The organism is Streptomyces sp. NPDC045021 (assembly GCF_056432645.1).
The window spans coordinates 38,993-54,458 of the sequence record NZ_JBWKIQ010000014.1; the positions used below are offsets into that span (position 1 = coordinate 38,993).

Annotated in this window: 12 protein-coding genes and 1 pseudogene; 6 read left to right on the forward strand and 7 right to left on the reverse strand. The window is 71.9% G+C overall.

What is annotated here, in order from left to right; translation table 11 throughout:
* Positions 1-62: 62 nt before the first annotated feature.
* The 3 genes from AC07DC_RS33385 to AC07DC_RS33395 form a co-directional block, all read right to left on the reverse strand.
* A complete protein-coding gene (locus AC07DC_RS33385) occupies positions 63-965 on the reverse strand; it encodes a hypothetical protein (protein WP_478918240.1) in 903 nt (300 codons plus the stop codon).
* A gap of 176 nt (positions 966-1,141) precedes the next feature.
* Positions 1,142-2,104 carry an N-acetylmuramoyl-L-alanine amidase gene (locus AC07DC_RS33390; RefSeq protein WP_478918378.1) on the reverse strand — a complete coding sequence of 321 codons (963 nt, stop codon included), beginning with the start codon at positions 2,102-2,104 and terminating at the stop codon, positions 1,142-1,144.
* Positions 2,105-2,160: 56 nt separating this feature from the next.
* Positions 2,161-2,808, reverse strand: a complete 648-nt coding sequence (locus AC07DC_RS33395) for a class I SAM-dependent methyltransferase (protein WP_478918241.1) — start codon at positions 2,806-2,808, stop codon at positions 2,161-2,163.
* Between the two features lie 690 nt (positions 2,809-3,498).
* Between AC07DC_RS33395 and AC07DC_RS33400 the strand changes: the two genes are divergently transcribed.
* The 3 genes and pseudogenes from AC07DC_RS33400 to AC07DC_RS33410 all read left to right on the forward strand — a co-directional run.
* Positions 3,499-5,625: an acyl-CoA dehydrogenase gene (locus AC07DC_RS33400; RefSeq protein WP_478918242.1), complete on the forward strand. Its 2,127-nt coding sequence runs from the start codon at positions 3,499-3,501 to the stop codon at positions 5,623-5,625.
* A gap of 10 nt (positions 5,626-5,635) precedes the next feature.
* Positions 5,636-6,838, forward strand: a complete 1,203-nt coding sequence (locus AC07DC_RS33405; protein ID WP_478918243.1) for a lipid-transfer protein — start codon at positions 5,636-5,638, stop codon at positions 6,836-6,838.
* 175 nt (positions 6,839-7,013) lie between these two features.
* Positions 7,014-7,961: pseudogene (locus AC07DC_RS33410) on the forward strand (hydrolase); the annotation flags it as partial.
* 112 nt (positions 7,962-8,073) lie between these two features.
* Here AC07DC_RS33410 and AC07DC_RS33415 read toward each other — a convergent pair.
* The 4 genes from AC07DC_RS33415 to AC07DC_RS33430 are packed head-to-tail and all read right to left on the reverse strand — an operon-like array spanning position 8,074 to position 11,583.
* Positions 8,074-8,688, reverse strand: coding sequence for a response regulator (locus AC07DC_RS33415; protein WP_478918244.1), 615 nt, complete (start codon positions 8,686-8,688; stop codon positions 8,074-8,076).
* On the reverse strand, positions 8,685-9,884 hold the full coding sequence (locus AC07DC_RS33420) for a sensor histidine kinase (protein WP_478918379.1): 1,200 nt from the start codon (positions 9,882-9,884) through the stop codon (positions 8,685-8,687). The genes AC07DC_RS33415 and AC07DC_RS33420 overlap by 4 nt, the downstream gene beginning before the upstream one ends.
* Positions 9,885-9,940: 56 nt before the next feature.
* Positions 9,941-10,666 (reverse strand): ABC transporter permease, encoded by a 726-nt coding sequence (locus AC07DC_RS33425; RefSeq protein WP_478918380.1) that lies wholly within the window; start codon positions 10,664-10,666, stop codon positions 9,941-9,943.
* 8 nt (positions 10,667-10,674) lie between these two features.
* Positions 10,675-11,583 carry an ABC transporter ATP-binding protein gene (locus AC07DC_RS33430; protein WP_478918245.1) on the reverse strand — a complete coding sequence of 303 codons (909 nt, stop codon included), beginning with the start codon at positions 11,581-11,583 and terminating at the stop codon, positions 10,675-10,677.
* Between the two features lie 322 nt (positions 11,584-11,905).
* Between AC07DC_RS33430 and AC07DC_RS33435 the strand changes: the two genes are divergently transcribed.
* The 3 genes from AC07DC_RS33435 to AC07DC_RS33445 all read left to right on the forward strand — a co-directional run bounded on the left by AC07DC_RS33435 (position 11,906) and on the right by AC07DC_RS33445 (position 15,011).
* Positions 11,906-12,760 carry a MaoC/PaaZ C-terminal domain-containing protein gene (locus tag AC07DC_RS33435; protein ID WP_478918246.1) on the forward strand — a complete coding sequence of 285 codons (855 nt, stop codon included), beginning with the start codon at positions 11,906-11,908 and terminating at the stop codon, positions 12,758-12,760.
* Between the two features lie 128 nt (positions 12,761-12,888).
* Positions 12,889-13,965: a Zn-dependent alcohol dehydrogenase gene (locus tag AC07DC_RS33440; RefSeq protein WP_478918247.1), complete on the forward strand. Its 1,077-nt coding sequence runs from the start codon at positions 12,889-12,891 to the stop codon at positions 13,963-13,965.
* Positions 13,966-14,063: 98 nt separating this feature from the next.
* Positions 14,064-15,011: a 3-oxoacyl-ACP reductase gene (locus tag AC07DC_RS33445; protein WP_478918248.1), complete on the forward strand. Its 948-nt coding sequence runs from the start codon at positions 14,064-14,066 to the stop codon at positions 15,009-15,011.
* Positions 15,012-15,466: the final 455 nt, after the last annotated feature.

Here is a 15,466-nt window from a genome sequence, read left to right on the forward strand (position 1 = left end):
CATGAGCCCCCGCCCGGAAATCCGGGCGGGGGCTCATCATGCGGACGCAACGACCGCGAACGTCAGCCGCGCTGAATACCGCTCGTGTCCTGCAGCACGCCGCGACGGCCGTCCTGCGTCTGCGCGATCAGCGCGGGACCGCGCTGGTCGACGGCGAGATACCACGTACCCGGCGCCAGTTCGGCGATCGGGGTCGGCGAACCGTCCTCCGCGAACAGCGGACGGGATACCGGCACGGCGAACCAGAACGACGCGAAGTCCGAGGAACCGGACTGCGGCGGCTGGCCCTGGGCCGGCTGCTGGGCCTGCGGAGCGGAAGGCGCGGGGGCCTGGCCGCCGAAGGCGTGCGGCTGGGGCTGCGGCTGTCCGCCGAACGACGGGTCGGGCGCCGGAGCGCCGGGGTAGCCGTAGCCACCCGGCTGCGGCATGCCCGGCTGTCCCAGACCCGGCTGCGGCGCACCGTAGGGCGCGCCACCGTACGGCTGCGGCGGCTTCGGGGCACCCATCAGTGGGGCCTGCAGCGCCGGAATCCGGGACGACAGCACCGCGACGACGGCGAGCGCGATGCCGAAGATCAGCGTCAGCCAGGCGCCGGCGCCCTTGTGGACGTTGTCGTTGTCGAAGCCGTCGCCCAGGTCCGGGATGACGGTGGAGAACGTCGACCACAGCGCCGCCCAGCCGACGAAGACCGCCAGCGCGGTGCCCCACTGCTCCAGGGTCAGTCCCGCCACCTGACGGCCCGCGGGCACCATGGCCCGGCCGGCGACGATCAGACCCGCGGCCGCCAGCGCGGCGAGGGTCACGGTCGGCAGCAGCGGGAACAGTGCCGCGCTCCACGTGCTGACCGTCTTGTCGGATCCTGAACCAACTTCGATGGAGAAGAACGGCAGGAACGAAGCGATCAGCAGCAGCGCCGCTGCTCCGATCACCGCGCCGTCTCCTCGGGACAGGGAGCGGATGTTCACGTAAGGTCCTTTGTCGGTCTCGGTGTCTTCGTCGCTGTCGCCGGTACGCGCAGCGCTCTCTGCCAGTTCAGGGGCGAGGCGCGGGGAGTGGCCCCCTATCGTAAGGGTGTGGTCCGCACACGGTGAGCCGGGTGCAGCAACTGGTGCGCAATCGGCGCCGAATGGCTACCGGTTGGTCACCTCTTCCCTTGGAGGAAAGCCGTAATACCGTCAGCGATGCCCTCCGCAGCTCGCTGCCGCCATTTCGGATCGGTGAACTTCGCGGCGTCCTGCGCGTCCCGCATGTTGCCGCACTCGATGAGCACCTTGGGGACGGTGGAGAGATTGAGCCCGCCCAGATCGCTGCGGGCCATCAGTCCGGTGCCGTCCGCCAGGTAGTTCGCGGGCGCCGAGCCCGACTCGGTCGCGAAGTGCGCCTTCAGTGCCAGGCCGAGCAGGCCGGACGGCGCCACGATGGGCCGGGTGTCGGCGATGCCCGTGTGCACGGAAGCCGGGGTGATCACATGGAATCCGCGATTCCCCGCCGCGGAGCCGTCTCCGTGAATGGACACGGCCGCATCCGCGTGCGCCTCGTTGCCGATCCGCGCCCGCTCGTCGATGCACGGTCCGAACGACCGGTCGCCGTCCTGCGTCAACCGCACCTGCGCACCGCGCTCCGCGAGCAGGGTGCGGACCTGCCGGGACACATCGAGACTGAACGACGCTTCCGAGTATCCACCGTTGGTGGAAGTGCCGGTCGTGTCGCATTCCTTACGGGTCGTCCCGATATCGACGAGTCGGTTGATGTCGGCGATGTGGTTGACGTTGTTCGTGTTGTGCCCCGGGTCGATGACGACGACCTTCCCCTTGAGGGGGAGCGCCGCCGGGGCGGCCGGTGTCGTCGCCTTCGCCGGGGTCGTACCGGACGCGTTCCGGCCCGGATCCGTCGCCGGCGGCTTCGCCGACGTCCGGGACTCGGCCTTGGCGTCCGTCTGCTCGCTCGGATGCGCCGGGGCCGATGCCGACGGCAGGGGCAGCACCGGCTGCGCCCCGTCGTCGCCGCTCGGCCCGTGAATCGACTGGTACACGAGCCAGCCCGCGAAACAGGTGGGCACCAGCGCGGCCACGGAAATGACCAGGGCGCCCGTCCTGCCGCTCATCCTCGACTCGTCGCTGAACACGCTTCCGATGCTATCGGCCGCCGGCGCCGGCCGTCTCAGATCCCCGATCCGGTACGTCGCAGCACGCGCAGCGAGCGCGTCACGGACACCTCGGTGAACGCTCCGGAGTCCAGTGCCCGCCGGTACACCCGGTACGGCGCCTGGCCGCCGTCCGCAGGATCCGGGAAGACGTCGTGCACGACGAGGACGCCGTCCGGCGCCACGTGCGGGGCCCAGCCCTCGTAGTCCGCGGTGGCGTGCTCGTCGGTGTGCCCGCCGTCGATGAAGACCAGGGCGAGGGGCTTCCCCCAGGTCGCGGCGACCTTCGGGGAGCGGCCGGCGATGGCGATCACGTCGTCCTCGAAGCCGGCCGCGTGCAGGGTCCTCCGAAAGGTCGGGAGGGTGTCCATGAGGCCGACCTCGGGGTCGACCAGCTCTTTGTCGTGGTACTCCCAGCCGGGCTGCTGCTCTTCGCTGCCGCGGTGGTGGTCGACGGTGACGGCTGCCGTGCCGGCGGCTCGGGCCGCGGCGGCGAGCAGGATGGTGGAGCGACCGCAGTACGTTCCCACTTCGAGGAGGGGGAGGCCGGGGAGGCGGGTGGCGGCGTCGGTGGCGGCGGCGTAGAGCGCCAGCCCTTCGTCGAGCGGCATGAACCCCTTGGCGCCCTCGAAGGCGGCTTGGACGCGGGGGTCGGGGTGGGCCATGAGCTGCCGCCTTCTTCCTTATGTGCCGGGTGGTCGTTCGGCATCCTGCCAGGTGGGTTGGGGGGTGCGGTGCCCGGGTCCTGCGGGGTGGGGTTCGAAATCGACTATTTACGTGCCTGGCGGCCCACAAATAGCTCGGCAGCATTTCGAACCCCCACCCCTCCGGCCCCAGCCACCTCACGTCCAGACCCACGGGGGGTGGGGCGAACGAACGGAACAGCATCTGCCGGCCACAACGGGGCGCCCCCGCGGGGACAACCGGCCCGGACACCCGTCGGTCGTTACGGCCCGCACCCTGCGGGTCGTGTTCCCCCGACGGGGAAAGGGCGGGTCGGTGGGGGCAGCCCGCCGCAGGCGTAACGGTGCCGCGGGTGCTCGCGTAGCCGGGCGGAGAGCCCCGCAGGCCGCGGCCGCGTGCCCTCCCGGCAGGGAAAAGGGCGGGCGGGTGGGCGAAAGCCCGCCGCGGGCGCAACGGTGCTGCGGGCGTTCGCGTAGCGGGGTGGAGGCCCCCGACGATCCCGCACCCCGCGGGACGCGTGCCCCGCCCGGCAGGGAAAAGGGCGGGTGGGTGGGCGAAAGCCCGCCGCAGGCGTAGTGGGGGCGCGGGCGTCCGTGCGCCCGTAACCCCGCCGGAGGCGAAGTCGTTTCTGACCTTCCGTCAGAATGGAACACGTTCTAGTATCCGTCCGCATGGGCATCGGAATCACCGAAGAGCACCAGGAGTTGGCGGCAGCCACCAGCGGGTGGGCGCGTCGGACCGTCCCCCCGGAAGCCGTGCGCGCAGCGCTGGACGCGGGGGAGGGGGCCGGGGCGCCCGTGTGGTGGGGGGAGGTTGCCGCGCAGGGGTTGTCGGGGGTGCATCTGCCGGAGGAGTTCGGCGGGGGCGGCGGCGGGCTGCTCGATCTGGCGGTCGTGCTGGAGGAGTTGGGGGCGGCCTGCCTGCCGGGGCCGTTCCTGCCGACCGTGCTGGCCGCGGCCGTGCTGGGGCGGGCGGCGGAGGGCAAGGCGCTGCTGCCGGGGCTGGCGGACGGCAGCCGGATCGCCGCGGTCGCGCTGGGCGCGGGGTCGATGACCGCCGAGCCGTCGGAGGGCGGCGGGTACGTACTGGACGGCACCGCTCCGCCGGTGCTCGGCGGGGCGCAGGCCGGGCTGATCCTGCTGCGGGCCGGTGCGGTGTGGATGGCGGTGGACGCCGCTGCGCTGGAGGTGCGGGAGCGGTCCGGCGCCGATCCGACGCGGCGGACCGCCGAGGTGGTCGCGCGGCGGGTGGCGGTGCCGCCCGAGCGGGTGCTGGGGATCGAGCCGGGGGTGGTGGAGGATCTGGCCAGGGTGCTGTTCGCCGCCGAGGCGTGCGGGATCGCGGGGTGGGCGCTGCGTACGGCCACCGAGTACGCGAAGGTGCGCGAGCAGTTCGGGCGGCCGATCGGGCAGTTCCAGGCGGTGAAGCACGCGTGCGCGGACATGCTCGTACGGGTCGAGCAGGCTCGGGCGCTGACCTGGGACGCGGCGCGTGACGTCCTGCCGCTGACGGCGGCGATGGCGGCGGCCGCCGCGGTCGAGGCGGCTTTCGGCTGTGCCAAGGACTGCATCCAGATCCTGGGCGGCATCGGTTTCACCTGGGAGCACGACGCGCATCTGTATCTGCGGCGGGCGACCGCCGTGCGGCAGTTGCTCGGGGCGGGGCACACGCACCGGCTGCGGGTGGCGGAGCTGGCCGGGGAGGGGGCCAGACGGGAGCTGCGGCTCGATCTGCCGCCGGAGGCGGAGGCGTACCGGGAGCGGGCGCGGGAGGTGGTCGGAGCCGCCGGCGGGCTCGATCCGGCCGCCGCGCGAGAAATGCTGGCCCCCACGGGGTACGCCGCGCCGTATCTGCCGGCCCCGTACGGGCTGGGCGCCGGGCCGGTGGAGCAGCTGGCGGTGCAGGTGGAGCTGCGGGCGGCCGGGGTGAAGGTGAGCGATCTGGGGATCGCCACCTGGGTGGTGCCGTCACTGATCGCGCACGGCAGCCCGCAGCAGCGGGACCGTTATGTGCCGCCCACGCTGCGCGGCGAGGCGCTGTGGTGCCAGCTGTTCTCGGAGCCGGGCGCCGGTTCCGACCTGGCGTCGCTGCGGACCAGGGCGGAGCGGATGCCGGACGGCCGGTGGAAGGTCAACGGGCAGAAGGTGTGGACGTCGGCCGCCCAGTGGTCGGACTTCGGGATCCTGCTGGCCAGGACGGATCCGGCGGCGCCCAAGCACAAGGGCCTGACGTACTTCGTGGTGGACATGAAGAACACGCCCGGTATCGACATCCGGCCGCTCAAGGAGATCACCGGCGACTCGTTGTTCAACGAGGTGTACTTCGACGATGTGATGCTGCCCGGCGACGCGGTCGTCGGGGAGGTGGACGGCGGCTGGCGGGTGGCCCGCAACACGCTTGGCAACGAGCGGGTGCACATGGCGGACCAGGTGGCCTTCGACACGGGGATCGAGGCGCTGATCGGGCCGGCCTGCGCGGCGGGCGAGGTGGTGCGCGACCGGCTCGGCGGGCTGCTCGTCGAGGCGCACGCGCTGGCCTGCATCGGGTTGCGGACCACCCTGCAGCAGGTGTCCGGCCTGGAGCCGGGCGCCGGTGCCTCGGTGCGCAAGCTCGTCCAGACCCCGCACCAGCAGCGCATCGCGGAACTGGCGCTGGAACTGCTCGGCCCGGAGGGCGTCACGGACCAACGCGCCCTGCACGGATTCCTGATGGCGCGCTGCCTGACCATCGCGGGCGGCACGACGCAGGTGCAGCTCAATGTCGTCGCCGAGCGGATCCTCGGCCTCCCCCGTGACTGAAGGAGTGCGCATGACCAGCAAGGTCTTCGTTGTCGGCGTCGGCATGACGAAGTTCGAGAAGCCCGAGACCCGCGACTGGCAGTACTGGGACATGGCGAAGGAGGCCGGAACCGCGGCCCTGGCCGACGCCGGGATCTCCTACGACCTGGTGGAGCAGGTGCCGGTCGGATACTGCTACCAGGCGTCGACGGCGGGCCAGCGGGCGGTGTACGAGCTGGGGCTCAGCGGGGTGCCGGTCTACAACGTCAACAACAACTGCGCCACGGGCTCCACCGCCCTGATGATGGCCCGGCAGTTCGTGGCGGGCGGCCTCAACGACTGCGTGCTGGCGCTCGGCTTCGAGAAGATGACCAAGGGCGCGCTGGGCGCCGGTTCGAGCGGTGGCGACTTCGCGACCTCACCGGTCGCCCGGCACTACGGGGTGATGGCCGCCAAGCACGGCTTCGAGATGACCCCGCCGACCGCCCAGATCTTCGGCAACGCCGCGCGGGAGCACATGGAGCGGTACGGCACGACGGCGGAGCAGCTGGCGGGGGTCGGCGCGAAGAACCACGGTCACTCGGCGAACAACCCCAACGCCCAGTTCCAGGACGTCTACACCGTCGAGGAGATCCTGGCCGCCAGGACCATCCACTCCCCGCTGACCAAGCTGCAGTGCTCGCCGACCTCGGACGGCGCGGCCGCCGCGGTGGTGGTCTCGGAGCGCTTCGTGCGCGAACACGGTCTGGAGGACCGGGCCGTGGAGATCGCCGGGCAGGCGATGACCACGGACACCAGTGAGAGCTTCTCGTCGGGCTCGTGCATCGATGTGGTCGGCAAGCCGATGTCGCGGGCGGCGGCGCACGCGGTCTACGAGGAGTCCGGGCTGGGGATCGAGGACGTCGACGTCATCGAGCTCCACGACTGCTTCTCCATCAACGAGTTGCTGACGTACGAGGCGCTCGGCATGTGTGGCGAGGGCGAGTCCGGCAAGCTCATCGGCGACGGCGCCACCACGTACGGCGGGCGCTGGGTCGTCAATCCGTCGGGCGGGCTGATCTCGAAGGGGCATCCGCTCGGTGCCACCGGTCTCGCGCAGACCGCCGAACTGGTCTGGCAGCTGCGGGGCGAGGCGGGGCCGCGCCAGGTCGAGGGGGCCCGGGTCGGCCTCGCGCACAACATCGGGCTGGGCGGCGCCGCGGTCGTCACGCTGCTGCGAAGGACGGGCACCTGACCGTCCGACGGGTAGGGGCGGCCGGCTCGGGTGGGGTGCGTGCGGCCGTTGTTGGGGACGATCGTGGCATGTACCGTTCAATGGTGCGTTGCCTGGTCGTTCCCCACACGACGTTCTACGCGCGCAGACTTGGCGACCGCACGACCTCTCCCCACCCCCCACGGAGGTACGCCGGATGCTTGTACGCAGCACTTCCCGACGCCGCTTCACCAGCGCTCTCGCCGTCCTCGGCGCCCTCGTCGCGGGCACCGCCGTCCAGACGGCGACCGCGCACGACGCCCACGCGGCCACCCCGCACCGCGTCCTGTTCGACAACGCCCACGCCGAGACGGCCGGCAACGCCGACTGGATCATCGGCACCAGCCAGCCCGACCCGCTCGGCCAGAACTCCGCACCACAGACCGACAAGGACTGGACCGGCGCCCTCTCGTCCTGGGGCGTGGCGCTCCAGAAGACCGGCAGCTACTCGCTCAAGACGCTGCCGACGGGCGGGAAGATCACGTACGGGACGTCCGCCGCGACGGACCTGGCGAACTTCGACACCTTCGTGCTGCCGGAGCCGAACATCCTGCTCACCGCGGCGGAGAAGACCGCCGTGATGACGTTCGTGCGGAACGGCGGCGGTCTCTTCCTGATCTCGGACCACACCGGCGCCGACCGCAACAACGACGGCGCCGACGCCGTCAAGATCATCAACGATCTGATGTCCAACAACACCGTCGACAGCACCGACCCGTTCGGCTTCTCCGTCGACAAGCTGAGCATCAGCTCCGACCACCCGGCGGCGATCAACGACAGCACCAACCCGGTGCTCAACGGATCCTTCGGCAAGGTGACCAAGAGCCTGATCGCCAGCGGCACCACCTTCACCCTCAAGCCGTCCGACAACCCCGCCGTCAAGGGCCTGCTCTGGCGCACCGGTTACAGCCCCACCGGCACCACCGGCGCCTTCTTCGCCACCAGCACCTTCGGCAGCGGCAGGGTCGCGGTCTGGGGCGACAGCTCCCCGATCGACGACGGCACCGGCCAGTCCGGCAACACCCTCTACGACGGCTGGAACGACTCCACCGCCACCAACGCGGCCCTCGCCCTGAACGCCACCGCGTGGCTCTCCCGGGCGAGCTGAACGGGCCGTTTTCCCCGGAGCAGGTTTCCCGGGGGCGGGTTCCCCTGGGACGGGTTCCTCTGGCTCCGGTGACCCGCGGCCGGTACCCCGCGGCCGGTGATCCGTGCGGCTACAGCCAGCCGTTCTGGCGGGCCGAGCGGACGGCTTCCATCCGGTTGCGGGTGCCGGTCTTGCCGATCGCCGACGAGAGGTAGTTGCGGACGGTGGACTCCGAGAGGTGGAGTTTGCCCGCGATGTCGGAGACGGTCGCCCCGTCGGCGGCCGCGTTGAGCACGTCCTGCTCGCGTGCGGTGAGCGGGCTGGGACCAGCGCTCAGGGCGGCCGCCGCGAGGGCCGGGTCGACGACACGTTCGCCGGCCAGGACGCGGCGGATGGCGCCCGCCAGATCCTCGACCGGCCCGTCCTTGACCAGGAAGCCGGCGGCGCCGGCCTCCATGGCGCGGCGCAGATATCCCGGGCGGCCGAAGGTGGTGAGTATCAGCACCTGGCAGGAGGGCAGCTGCTTGCGCAGGTCGGCGGCGGCGTCGAGGCCGCTGCGGCCGGGGAGTTCGATGTCGAGCAGCGCGATGTCCGGCCGGGCGGTGAGCGCCGCCTCGACGATCAGGTCGCCGGCCGCCACCTGGGCGACGACCTCGATGTCGTCCTCCAGGTCCAGGAGGAGCGCCAGCGCGCCGCGCATCATGCCCTGGTCCTCGGCGAGCAGTACCCGGATCGGGTCGGTCATGCGGCGTTTTCCTCCTCGACGGGCAGTTCCGCGGTCACCTGGAAGCCGCGGCGCTGCGCCGGGCCCGAGTCCAGGGAGCCGCCGGCCGCGGCGAGCCGTTCGGACAGGCCCTTGAGGCCGGTGCCGATGCGGTGCGCCGTGGTGGTGGCAGCCGTCGCCGAGCTTACGCCGGAGCCGTTGTCGGTGATCGTCAGGCGGGCCTTTCCACCGGTGGAGCGCAGTTCGATCTCGCACGAGGAAGCGCCGCTGTGCCGTACGACGTTGGTGACGCCCTCGCGGACCACCCAGCCCAGCAGCGCCTCGGCCTGCGGGGGCAGCGGCGGTCCTGACTCCCGCACGACGACCTCGATGTCGGAGGCGGACAGCGCGGAGCGGGCCCGGTCCAACTCGGTGGCCAGGCTGCCCTCGCGGTAACCGGTGACGGCTTCGCGGATCTCGGTGAGGGCCTGCCGGCCCACCGCCTCGATGTCGGCGACCTGGGTGAGCGCGGCATCCATGTTGCGCGGCGCGAGCCGGCGGGCGGCCTCGGACTTGACCACGATGACGGAGAGCGTGTGGCCGAGCAGATCGTGCAGATCGCGGGAGAAGCGCATCCGCTCCTCCGCCACCGCGCTGCGCGCCAGCTCCTGCCGGGTGGCCTTGAGCATGTGGACGGCGTCGAAGAGGGTGAGGATCACGGACACCACCAGGCCGGACAGGAAGGTGCCGTAGGAGAGGGTGGCGGTGTTCCAGAAGTCCTCGTGGTGTCCCATCCCCGCGATGACCCCGGCCGAGGCGCTGAGCCCGATCAGTACCATCCCCAGCCCGCGGCCGCGGGCGCTGACACCGCACGCCAACGACAGCAGCGGGAAGAGCAGCAGCCAGTTGTCCCCGTAACCGATGGTGAGGGCGAGGGTGACGGCGGCCTGCGCGATCAGCAGCCGCACCGGTACCGGGCCGCCCTTGAAGCGGTCGCTGAAACCGGCGCGGACGGCGCAGATGTAGAGGACGCAGAACGCGGCGAGGCCGGAACCGGCCAGCCAGGGGAGCGCCACCTGGCCCTTGGCCACGTCCACGGCCGGTCCGCTGGCCATCAGCAGCCAGGGGATGAGCGATCCGCCGTCCGGGCCCTTCATCCGGTCGATCTCCTCGCCGAAGTCCCGGGGCCTGTGCTCGCCGCAACCACCCCGCCGGCCGAAGGCCCGCAGCCCCCACATGTCGACCATGTCCGTCCCACTCCCCGTCCAACCCGTACCGCGTCGATCAGCCCACATCATGCGGTACGCGCCCCACGGCGGTAAGAGAGGACCGCGTATCCGCCGAAGAGCAGCAGCCAGCCGCCGAGCACCACCACCGTGCCGGCCCCCGGGGCGTGACCGGCGACCACGCTCCACCCGAGGTCGCCGAAGCGGGCCGTGGGCGTCCAGCGCGAGATCGCGGCCAGCCAGCCGGGGAAGAGCGAGGCCGGGAACCACAGGCCGCCGACGACCGCGAGGGCGATCACGCAGGCCGTGTTGGCCACTCCGGTGGTCTGCGCCGTCAGGCCGTAGCCGTTGCCGAGGCCGAGCAGGGTGAAGGGAACGGTGCCGAGCCACAGCAGCACCGCCGCGGCCGCCCACTGCCAGGCCGCCAGGCTCACGCCGTTGATGAGGGCGCCGGCCAGCAGCACCGAGCCGATCGCGGGGAGCACGGTCACCGAACCGGTGAGGGCGCGGGCCACCACGACCTGCAGCGGGCTCATCGGGGTGACTCGCAACTGCCGCAGCCAGCCGAGGCCCTTGTCCTCCGCGACACCGGTTCCGGTGCCGATCGCCGCGCCGAGCGCGCCGTACGCGGCCATGCCGATCATCGAGTACGCCGCGTAGTCGGCCTTTTCGTCCCCGCTGACGCCCAGGTTGGTGAAGAGCAGGTACATCACCAGCGGCATCCCGATGCCCAACATCACGAACCCGGGATCGCGCAGCGCGCGGCGCACCTCGAGCCTGACGTACTCCAGCATGACCGGCATCAGATCGTCTCCTTCGTACGGGTCAGGGTGAGGAACGCGTCCTCCAGGCTGGCGGCGGTCACTTCGAGCCCGCGGACGGCGCCGCGCTCGGCGAGGGCGACCACGGTGGCGTCGGAGTCGCTGGTCCGCAGCCGGGCCCGGTCGCCGCGGATCTCCACGGCGGTCACGCCGGGCAGCAGCCGCAGCCCGGCGGAGCCGGATCCGGCCAGATCGACGGTGACCAGATTGCCGCCGGCCGCGGCCTTGATTCGCTCACCGCTGCCGTCGGCGGCGATCCGGCCCCGGTCGACGACCACGATCCGGTCGGCGTTCTCGTCCGCCTCCTCCAGGTAGTGGGTGGAGAACAGGACGGTGTTGCCGCGCCGGGCGTAGCCGCGCATCGAGTCCCAGAAGGCGCGCCGCGCCTCGACGTCGAGGGCGGCGGTCGGCTCGTCGAGCACCAGCAGTTCCGGGTTGCCGGCCAGCGCCACCGCGAAGCGCACCCGCTGGGCCTGACCACCGGAGATCCGGTCGATCCGGCGGCGGGCGAGACCGGTGAGACCGGCCAGCTCCAGGGCCTCGTCCACGGGCATCGGCGCGGGGTAGGTCCGGGCGACGAACGTGATGAGCTCGCGCACGGTGACGCGCGGCACCGGCCGGCCGTCCTGCAGCATCGCGCCGACCCGGCCCTGGCGCACGGCCCGCTCCGGCGGCCCGCCGAAGAGCCGCACCTCGCCGGCGTCCGGCGTGTCCAGGCCCAGCAGCAGGCCGATCGCGGTGGACTTCCCGGCCCCGTTGCGACCCAGCAGCGCCACGGCCTCGCCGCGCCGGATCTCCAGGTCGATCCCGTCCACGGCGCGGACGCTCCCGAAGGCCTTGACCGCCCCGGAGAACCGCACCGCGGGCTCGGTCCCAATCGTTGTCGTCATGCTGTCGACGGTACGGAGAACGCCCCTGACCTCGGCAGAGGTGAATGTACGCGGTCGGCCGGGACAAATGTCACTGGTGGTGCGAGCTGATGGTGTGTCAGCTATTCACAGGCTCAGGGCGATGCGTTATACATGAGCCACTGCTAGAACACGTTCTAGCAGTCCGTGATCGACCCCGGCGCGGCCGACGGTGCGGACAGTCGCGCCGGGGTCCTCCAAGGCACGCGGGCACCGCCGTCGGCGCCCGCCGGCCCGTACCGGGCGCCCGCCGGCGCCCGCCAGTGCCCGTCCCTGTCCCCACGGCGAAGGAGCAAGCCGGACCATGCCCATCGACGTCGCGAAGGCCACCGCGGCCGAACCCCGCACCACCGACCTCGCCTGGGACCACAAGGACGTCCTGCTCTACCACCTGGGCGTGGGCGCGGGCCGGCCCGCCACCGATCCCGACGAGCTGCGCTACACGCTGGAGAGCAGGCTGCAGGTCCTGCCCAGCTTCGTCACCGTCGCGGGCGGCAGCCTGGCCGCCGCGGGCGGACTGAGCGCGCCCGGGATCGACGTGAACCTCGCCGCCGTGCTCCACGGCGGCCAGCGCATCGAGCTGCACCGCCCGATCCCGGTCACCGGGAAGGCCGTGCAGACCAGCCGGATCGCCGCCGTGTACGACAAGGGCAAGGCGGCCGTCATCGTGCTGCGCTCCGAAGTCGCGGACGACCAGGGCCCGTTGTGGGCCGCCGACACCCAGATCTTCGTCCGCGGCGAGGGCGGCTTCGGCGGCGACCGCGGCCCCTCCGTCCGCACCGAGGCGCCCGACCGGGAGCCGGACCGCACCGCCGAGGTCGCCACCCGCGAGGACCAGGCGCTGCTGTACCGGCTGTCCGGCGACTGGAACCCGCTGCACGCGGACCCCGAGTTCGCCAAGGTCGCCGGCTTCGACAAGCCGATCCTGCACGGCCTGTGCTCGTACGGGATCGCCCTCAAGGCCGTCGTCGACACCATGCTCGACGGCGATGTGGCGCGGGTCCGCGCCTACTCGACCCGCTTCGCCGGGATCTTCTTCCCCGGCGAGACCCTGCGCGTGCGGATGTGGCGCGAGGACGGCCGCATCCAGGTGTCGGCGACCTCGGCCGACCGGGACGACGCACCGGTCCTCGCGGACACGGTCGTCGAGCACGCGTAACCCCGGACCGAACGACCGCACGACCCCGCAGGATCCGCGCCATCGGCATGACCCCGCACCACCCGCATGACCCCGCACCACCCGTACGACCCCGCACCATTCCGCACCTCGCGAAGGGAGCCGCCCCCGTGCGCGCAGCAATCCAGCAGGAGATAGGCCAGGACAAGCTCGAAGTCGTCGACGACATCGAGGCGGTGGGATTCGGACCCGGCAAGGTGCGGATCCGCATCCGGGCGACCGGACTGTGCCACTCCGACCTGTCGGCGATGAGCGGCGTCCTGCCGCAGCCCGCGCCGTTCGTGCCCGGCCACGAAGGCGCCGGCGAGATCGTCGAGGTCGGCGAAGGCGTCACCAACGTCAAGGCGGGCGACCGCGTGCTGGTCTGCTGGCTGCCGGCCTGCGGCGCCTGCGCGTCCTGCAAGCGCGGCCAGACCCAGCTGTGCATCGCCGGCTTCCTCAACGCCGGCACCCCGAACTACAAGCGCCCCGGCGGTGATGTCTTCGGCTTCGCCGGCACCGGCACCTTCGCCGAGGAGGTCGTCGTCGACTCGCTGTGCGCCGTCCCGATCCCGGACGACGTGCCGTACGAGATCGCCGCGCTGATCGGCTGCGGCGTCACCACCGGCATCGGCGCCGCCATCAACACCGCCAAGGTGGAGGCCGGTTCCTCGGTCGCCGTCATTGGCTGCGGCGGTGTCGGCATCAGCGTCATCCAGGGCGCACGGGCGCTCGGCGCCGCCGAGATCGTCGCCATCGACCCGGTCGAGAGCCGCCGCGAAGCGGCCCTGCGGTTCGGTGCGACCGAGGCCGTCGCCCCCGACGGGCTCGCCGACGCCAAGAACCGCATCACCGCGGGCGAGGGCTTCGACTACGTCTTCGAGGTCGTCGGCAAGTCCGCCACCGCCCGCACCGCGTACGAGAACACCCGCCGCGGCGGCACCCTGTGCGTCGTCGGCGCCGGCGCGATGGACGACAACCTGCAGATCAACATGTTCGAGCTCTTCTTCGACGAGAAGCGCATTCTGCCGTCGCTCTACGGCGGTGGCGACGTGCTGCGCTCCTACGAGCGCGTCATCAAGCTCTGGCGCGCCGGCCGCATCGACCTGGAGGGCCTGATCACCCACCGGGTGCGGCTGGAGGAGATCAACGACGCGATCGACCAGATGCGGACCGGCGAGGCGCTGCGTACCTGCATCACCATCTGAGCCATGCCGACGCGCAACCCCAACGCGCAAGTGAACGCGAACGTGAACGCGAACGTGAACGCGAACGTGAACCCGTACCTGTAGCTGAGAGGACCAGGATGTCTGTGCACGGGCAGCAACTGTCGGGTCTGGCCGCGATCGTCACCGGGGCCGGGCGCGGCCTCGGGCGGGCCGAGGCCCTGGAGTTGGGACGGCTCGGCGCGAGTGTCGTCGTCAACGACTTCGGGCAGCCGGGCCGGGACGGCTCGGGCGAGGCGTCCGCCACCCCGGCGGAGGAGGTCGCGGCGGAGATCGTCGCGGCGGGCGGGCAGGCAGTCGCGCACCATGGCGACGTGGCCGACTTCGAGGAGGCCCGCGGGCTGGTCCAGCTCGCCGTCGACACGTACGGAAAGCTCGACATCCTGGTCAACAACGCGGGCATCCTCCGCGACCGGATGATCTTCTCCATGTCGGAGGCGGAGTGGGACGCGGTGATCCACGTCCATCTCAAGGGCCACTTCAACACGACCCACTTCGCGGCCGTCCACTGGCGGGAACGCTCCAAGGCAGCGGGTGGCCCGGTCTACGGCCGGGTCGTCAACACCTCCTCCGAGGCGTTCCTGGCCGGTTCGGCCGGGCAGCCCAACTACGCGGCCGCCAAGGGCGGCATCGTCGGGCTCACCACCTCCACGGCGCTCGCGCTCGGCAAGTACGGCGTCACCGCCAACGCGATCTGCCCGCGCGCCCGCACCCGGATGACGGAGGACGTCTTCGCGGGCTTTCTGGAGGTGGAGGAGGGTCTCGACCCGCTCGCCCCCGAGCATGTCTCGCCGCTCGTCGGCTACCTCGCCTCACCCGCGGCCGCGCGCGCCAACGGCCAGCTCTTCGTGGTGCACGGCGGCATGGTCGCGGTCGTCGACCGCCCCCGCGTCGCCGCCAAGTTCGACACCGCCAAGGACGTCTTCTCCTACGACGAACTCGACGGTCTGCTGACCCCGTACTACGCGGACCGCGACCCGAACCACACGTTCGCGGCAACGGAAGTCCTGGGCCTCAAGCACGAGTAGCCCGCCCGGCGGGTCGCGGATCCCTCGAAGCGCGGGCCGCACCCGGCCCCGCAGCCCGAGCTCGTCCTCCGCACCCGAACGCCGGGCCGGTTCAACCGTTCCGGTCAAGCGCCGAGGCGGGCTTGTCCTCCAAGCCCGCCCCGGTGTCGTGCAGCCTGCTCCGGCCCGGTCGGCGCCCGAGACCAAAGGGGGTCTCGTCAGCGCGGCCGCCGGCCGGTCCTTCAGTCCTTGCTGCCCGCAGGGCGCCGGTGCCGGCCGTGGGCGTCACCGTCGCTGTCGTGCGGCGAAGCGCTACCCCTGTGGCGACCCCCGGCGTTGTCGTGACTCTCGCCGGAGTCGGATGTGGTTTCGAACATGGAACGTCTCCCCGATGAATGGCGTGCTGGTTTGCGCTTGAAGCGGCCGAATATCCCCAACTCGGCCTGGGGGTAAGCCCGTTGGTCACCCTCGGTGCC

Excerpts from the sequence above, each read along its gene's own strand:
- AC07DC_RS33390 (WP_478918378.1), bottom strand. The coding sequence starts at position 2,104 with ATGAGCGGCAGGACGGGCGCCCTGGTCATTTCCGTGGCCGCGCTGGTG.
- AC07DC_RS33395 (WP_478918241.1), bottom strand. The coding sequence starts at position 2,808 with ATGGCCCACCCCGACCCCCGCGTCCAAGCCGCCTTCGAGGGCGCCAAG.
- AC07DC_RS33400 (WP_478918242.1), top strand. The coding sequence starts at position 3,499 with ATGGGCATCGGAATCACCGAAGAGCACCAGGAGTTGGCGGCAGCCACC.
- AC07DC_RS33405 (WP_478918243.1), top strand. The coding sequence starts at position 5,636 with ATGACCAGCAAGGTCTTCGTTGTCGGCGTCGGCATGACGAAGTTCGAG.
- AC07DC_RS33415 (WP_478918244.1), bottom strand. The coding sequence starts at position 8,688 with ATGACCGACCCGATCCGGGTACTGCTCGCCGAGGACCAGGGCATGATG.
- AC07DC_RS33420 (WP_478918379.1), bottom strand. The coding sequence starts at position 9,884 with ATGTGGGGGCTGCGGGCCTTCGGCCGGCGGGGTGGTTGCGGCGAGCAC.
- AC07DC_RS33425 (WP_478918380.1), bottom strand. The coding sequence starts at position 10,666 with ATGCTGGAGTACGTCAGGCTCGAGGTGCGCCGCGCGCTGCGCGATCCC.
- AC07DC_RS33430 (WP_478918245.1), bottom strand. The coding sequence starts at position 11,583 with ATGACGACAACGATTGGGACCGAGCCCGCGGTGCGGTTCTCCGGGGCG.
- AC07DC_RS33435 (WP_478918246.1), top strand. The coding sequence starts at position 11,906 with ATGCCCATCGACGTCGCGAAGGCCACCGCGGCCGAACCCCGCACCACC.
- AC07DC_RS33445 (WP_478918248.1), top strand. The coding sequence starts at position 14,064 with ATGTCTGTGCACGGGCAGCAACTGTCGGGTCTGGCCGCGATCGTCACC.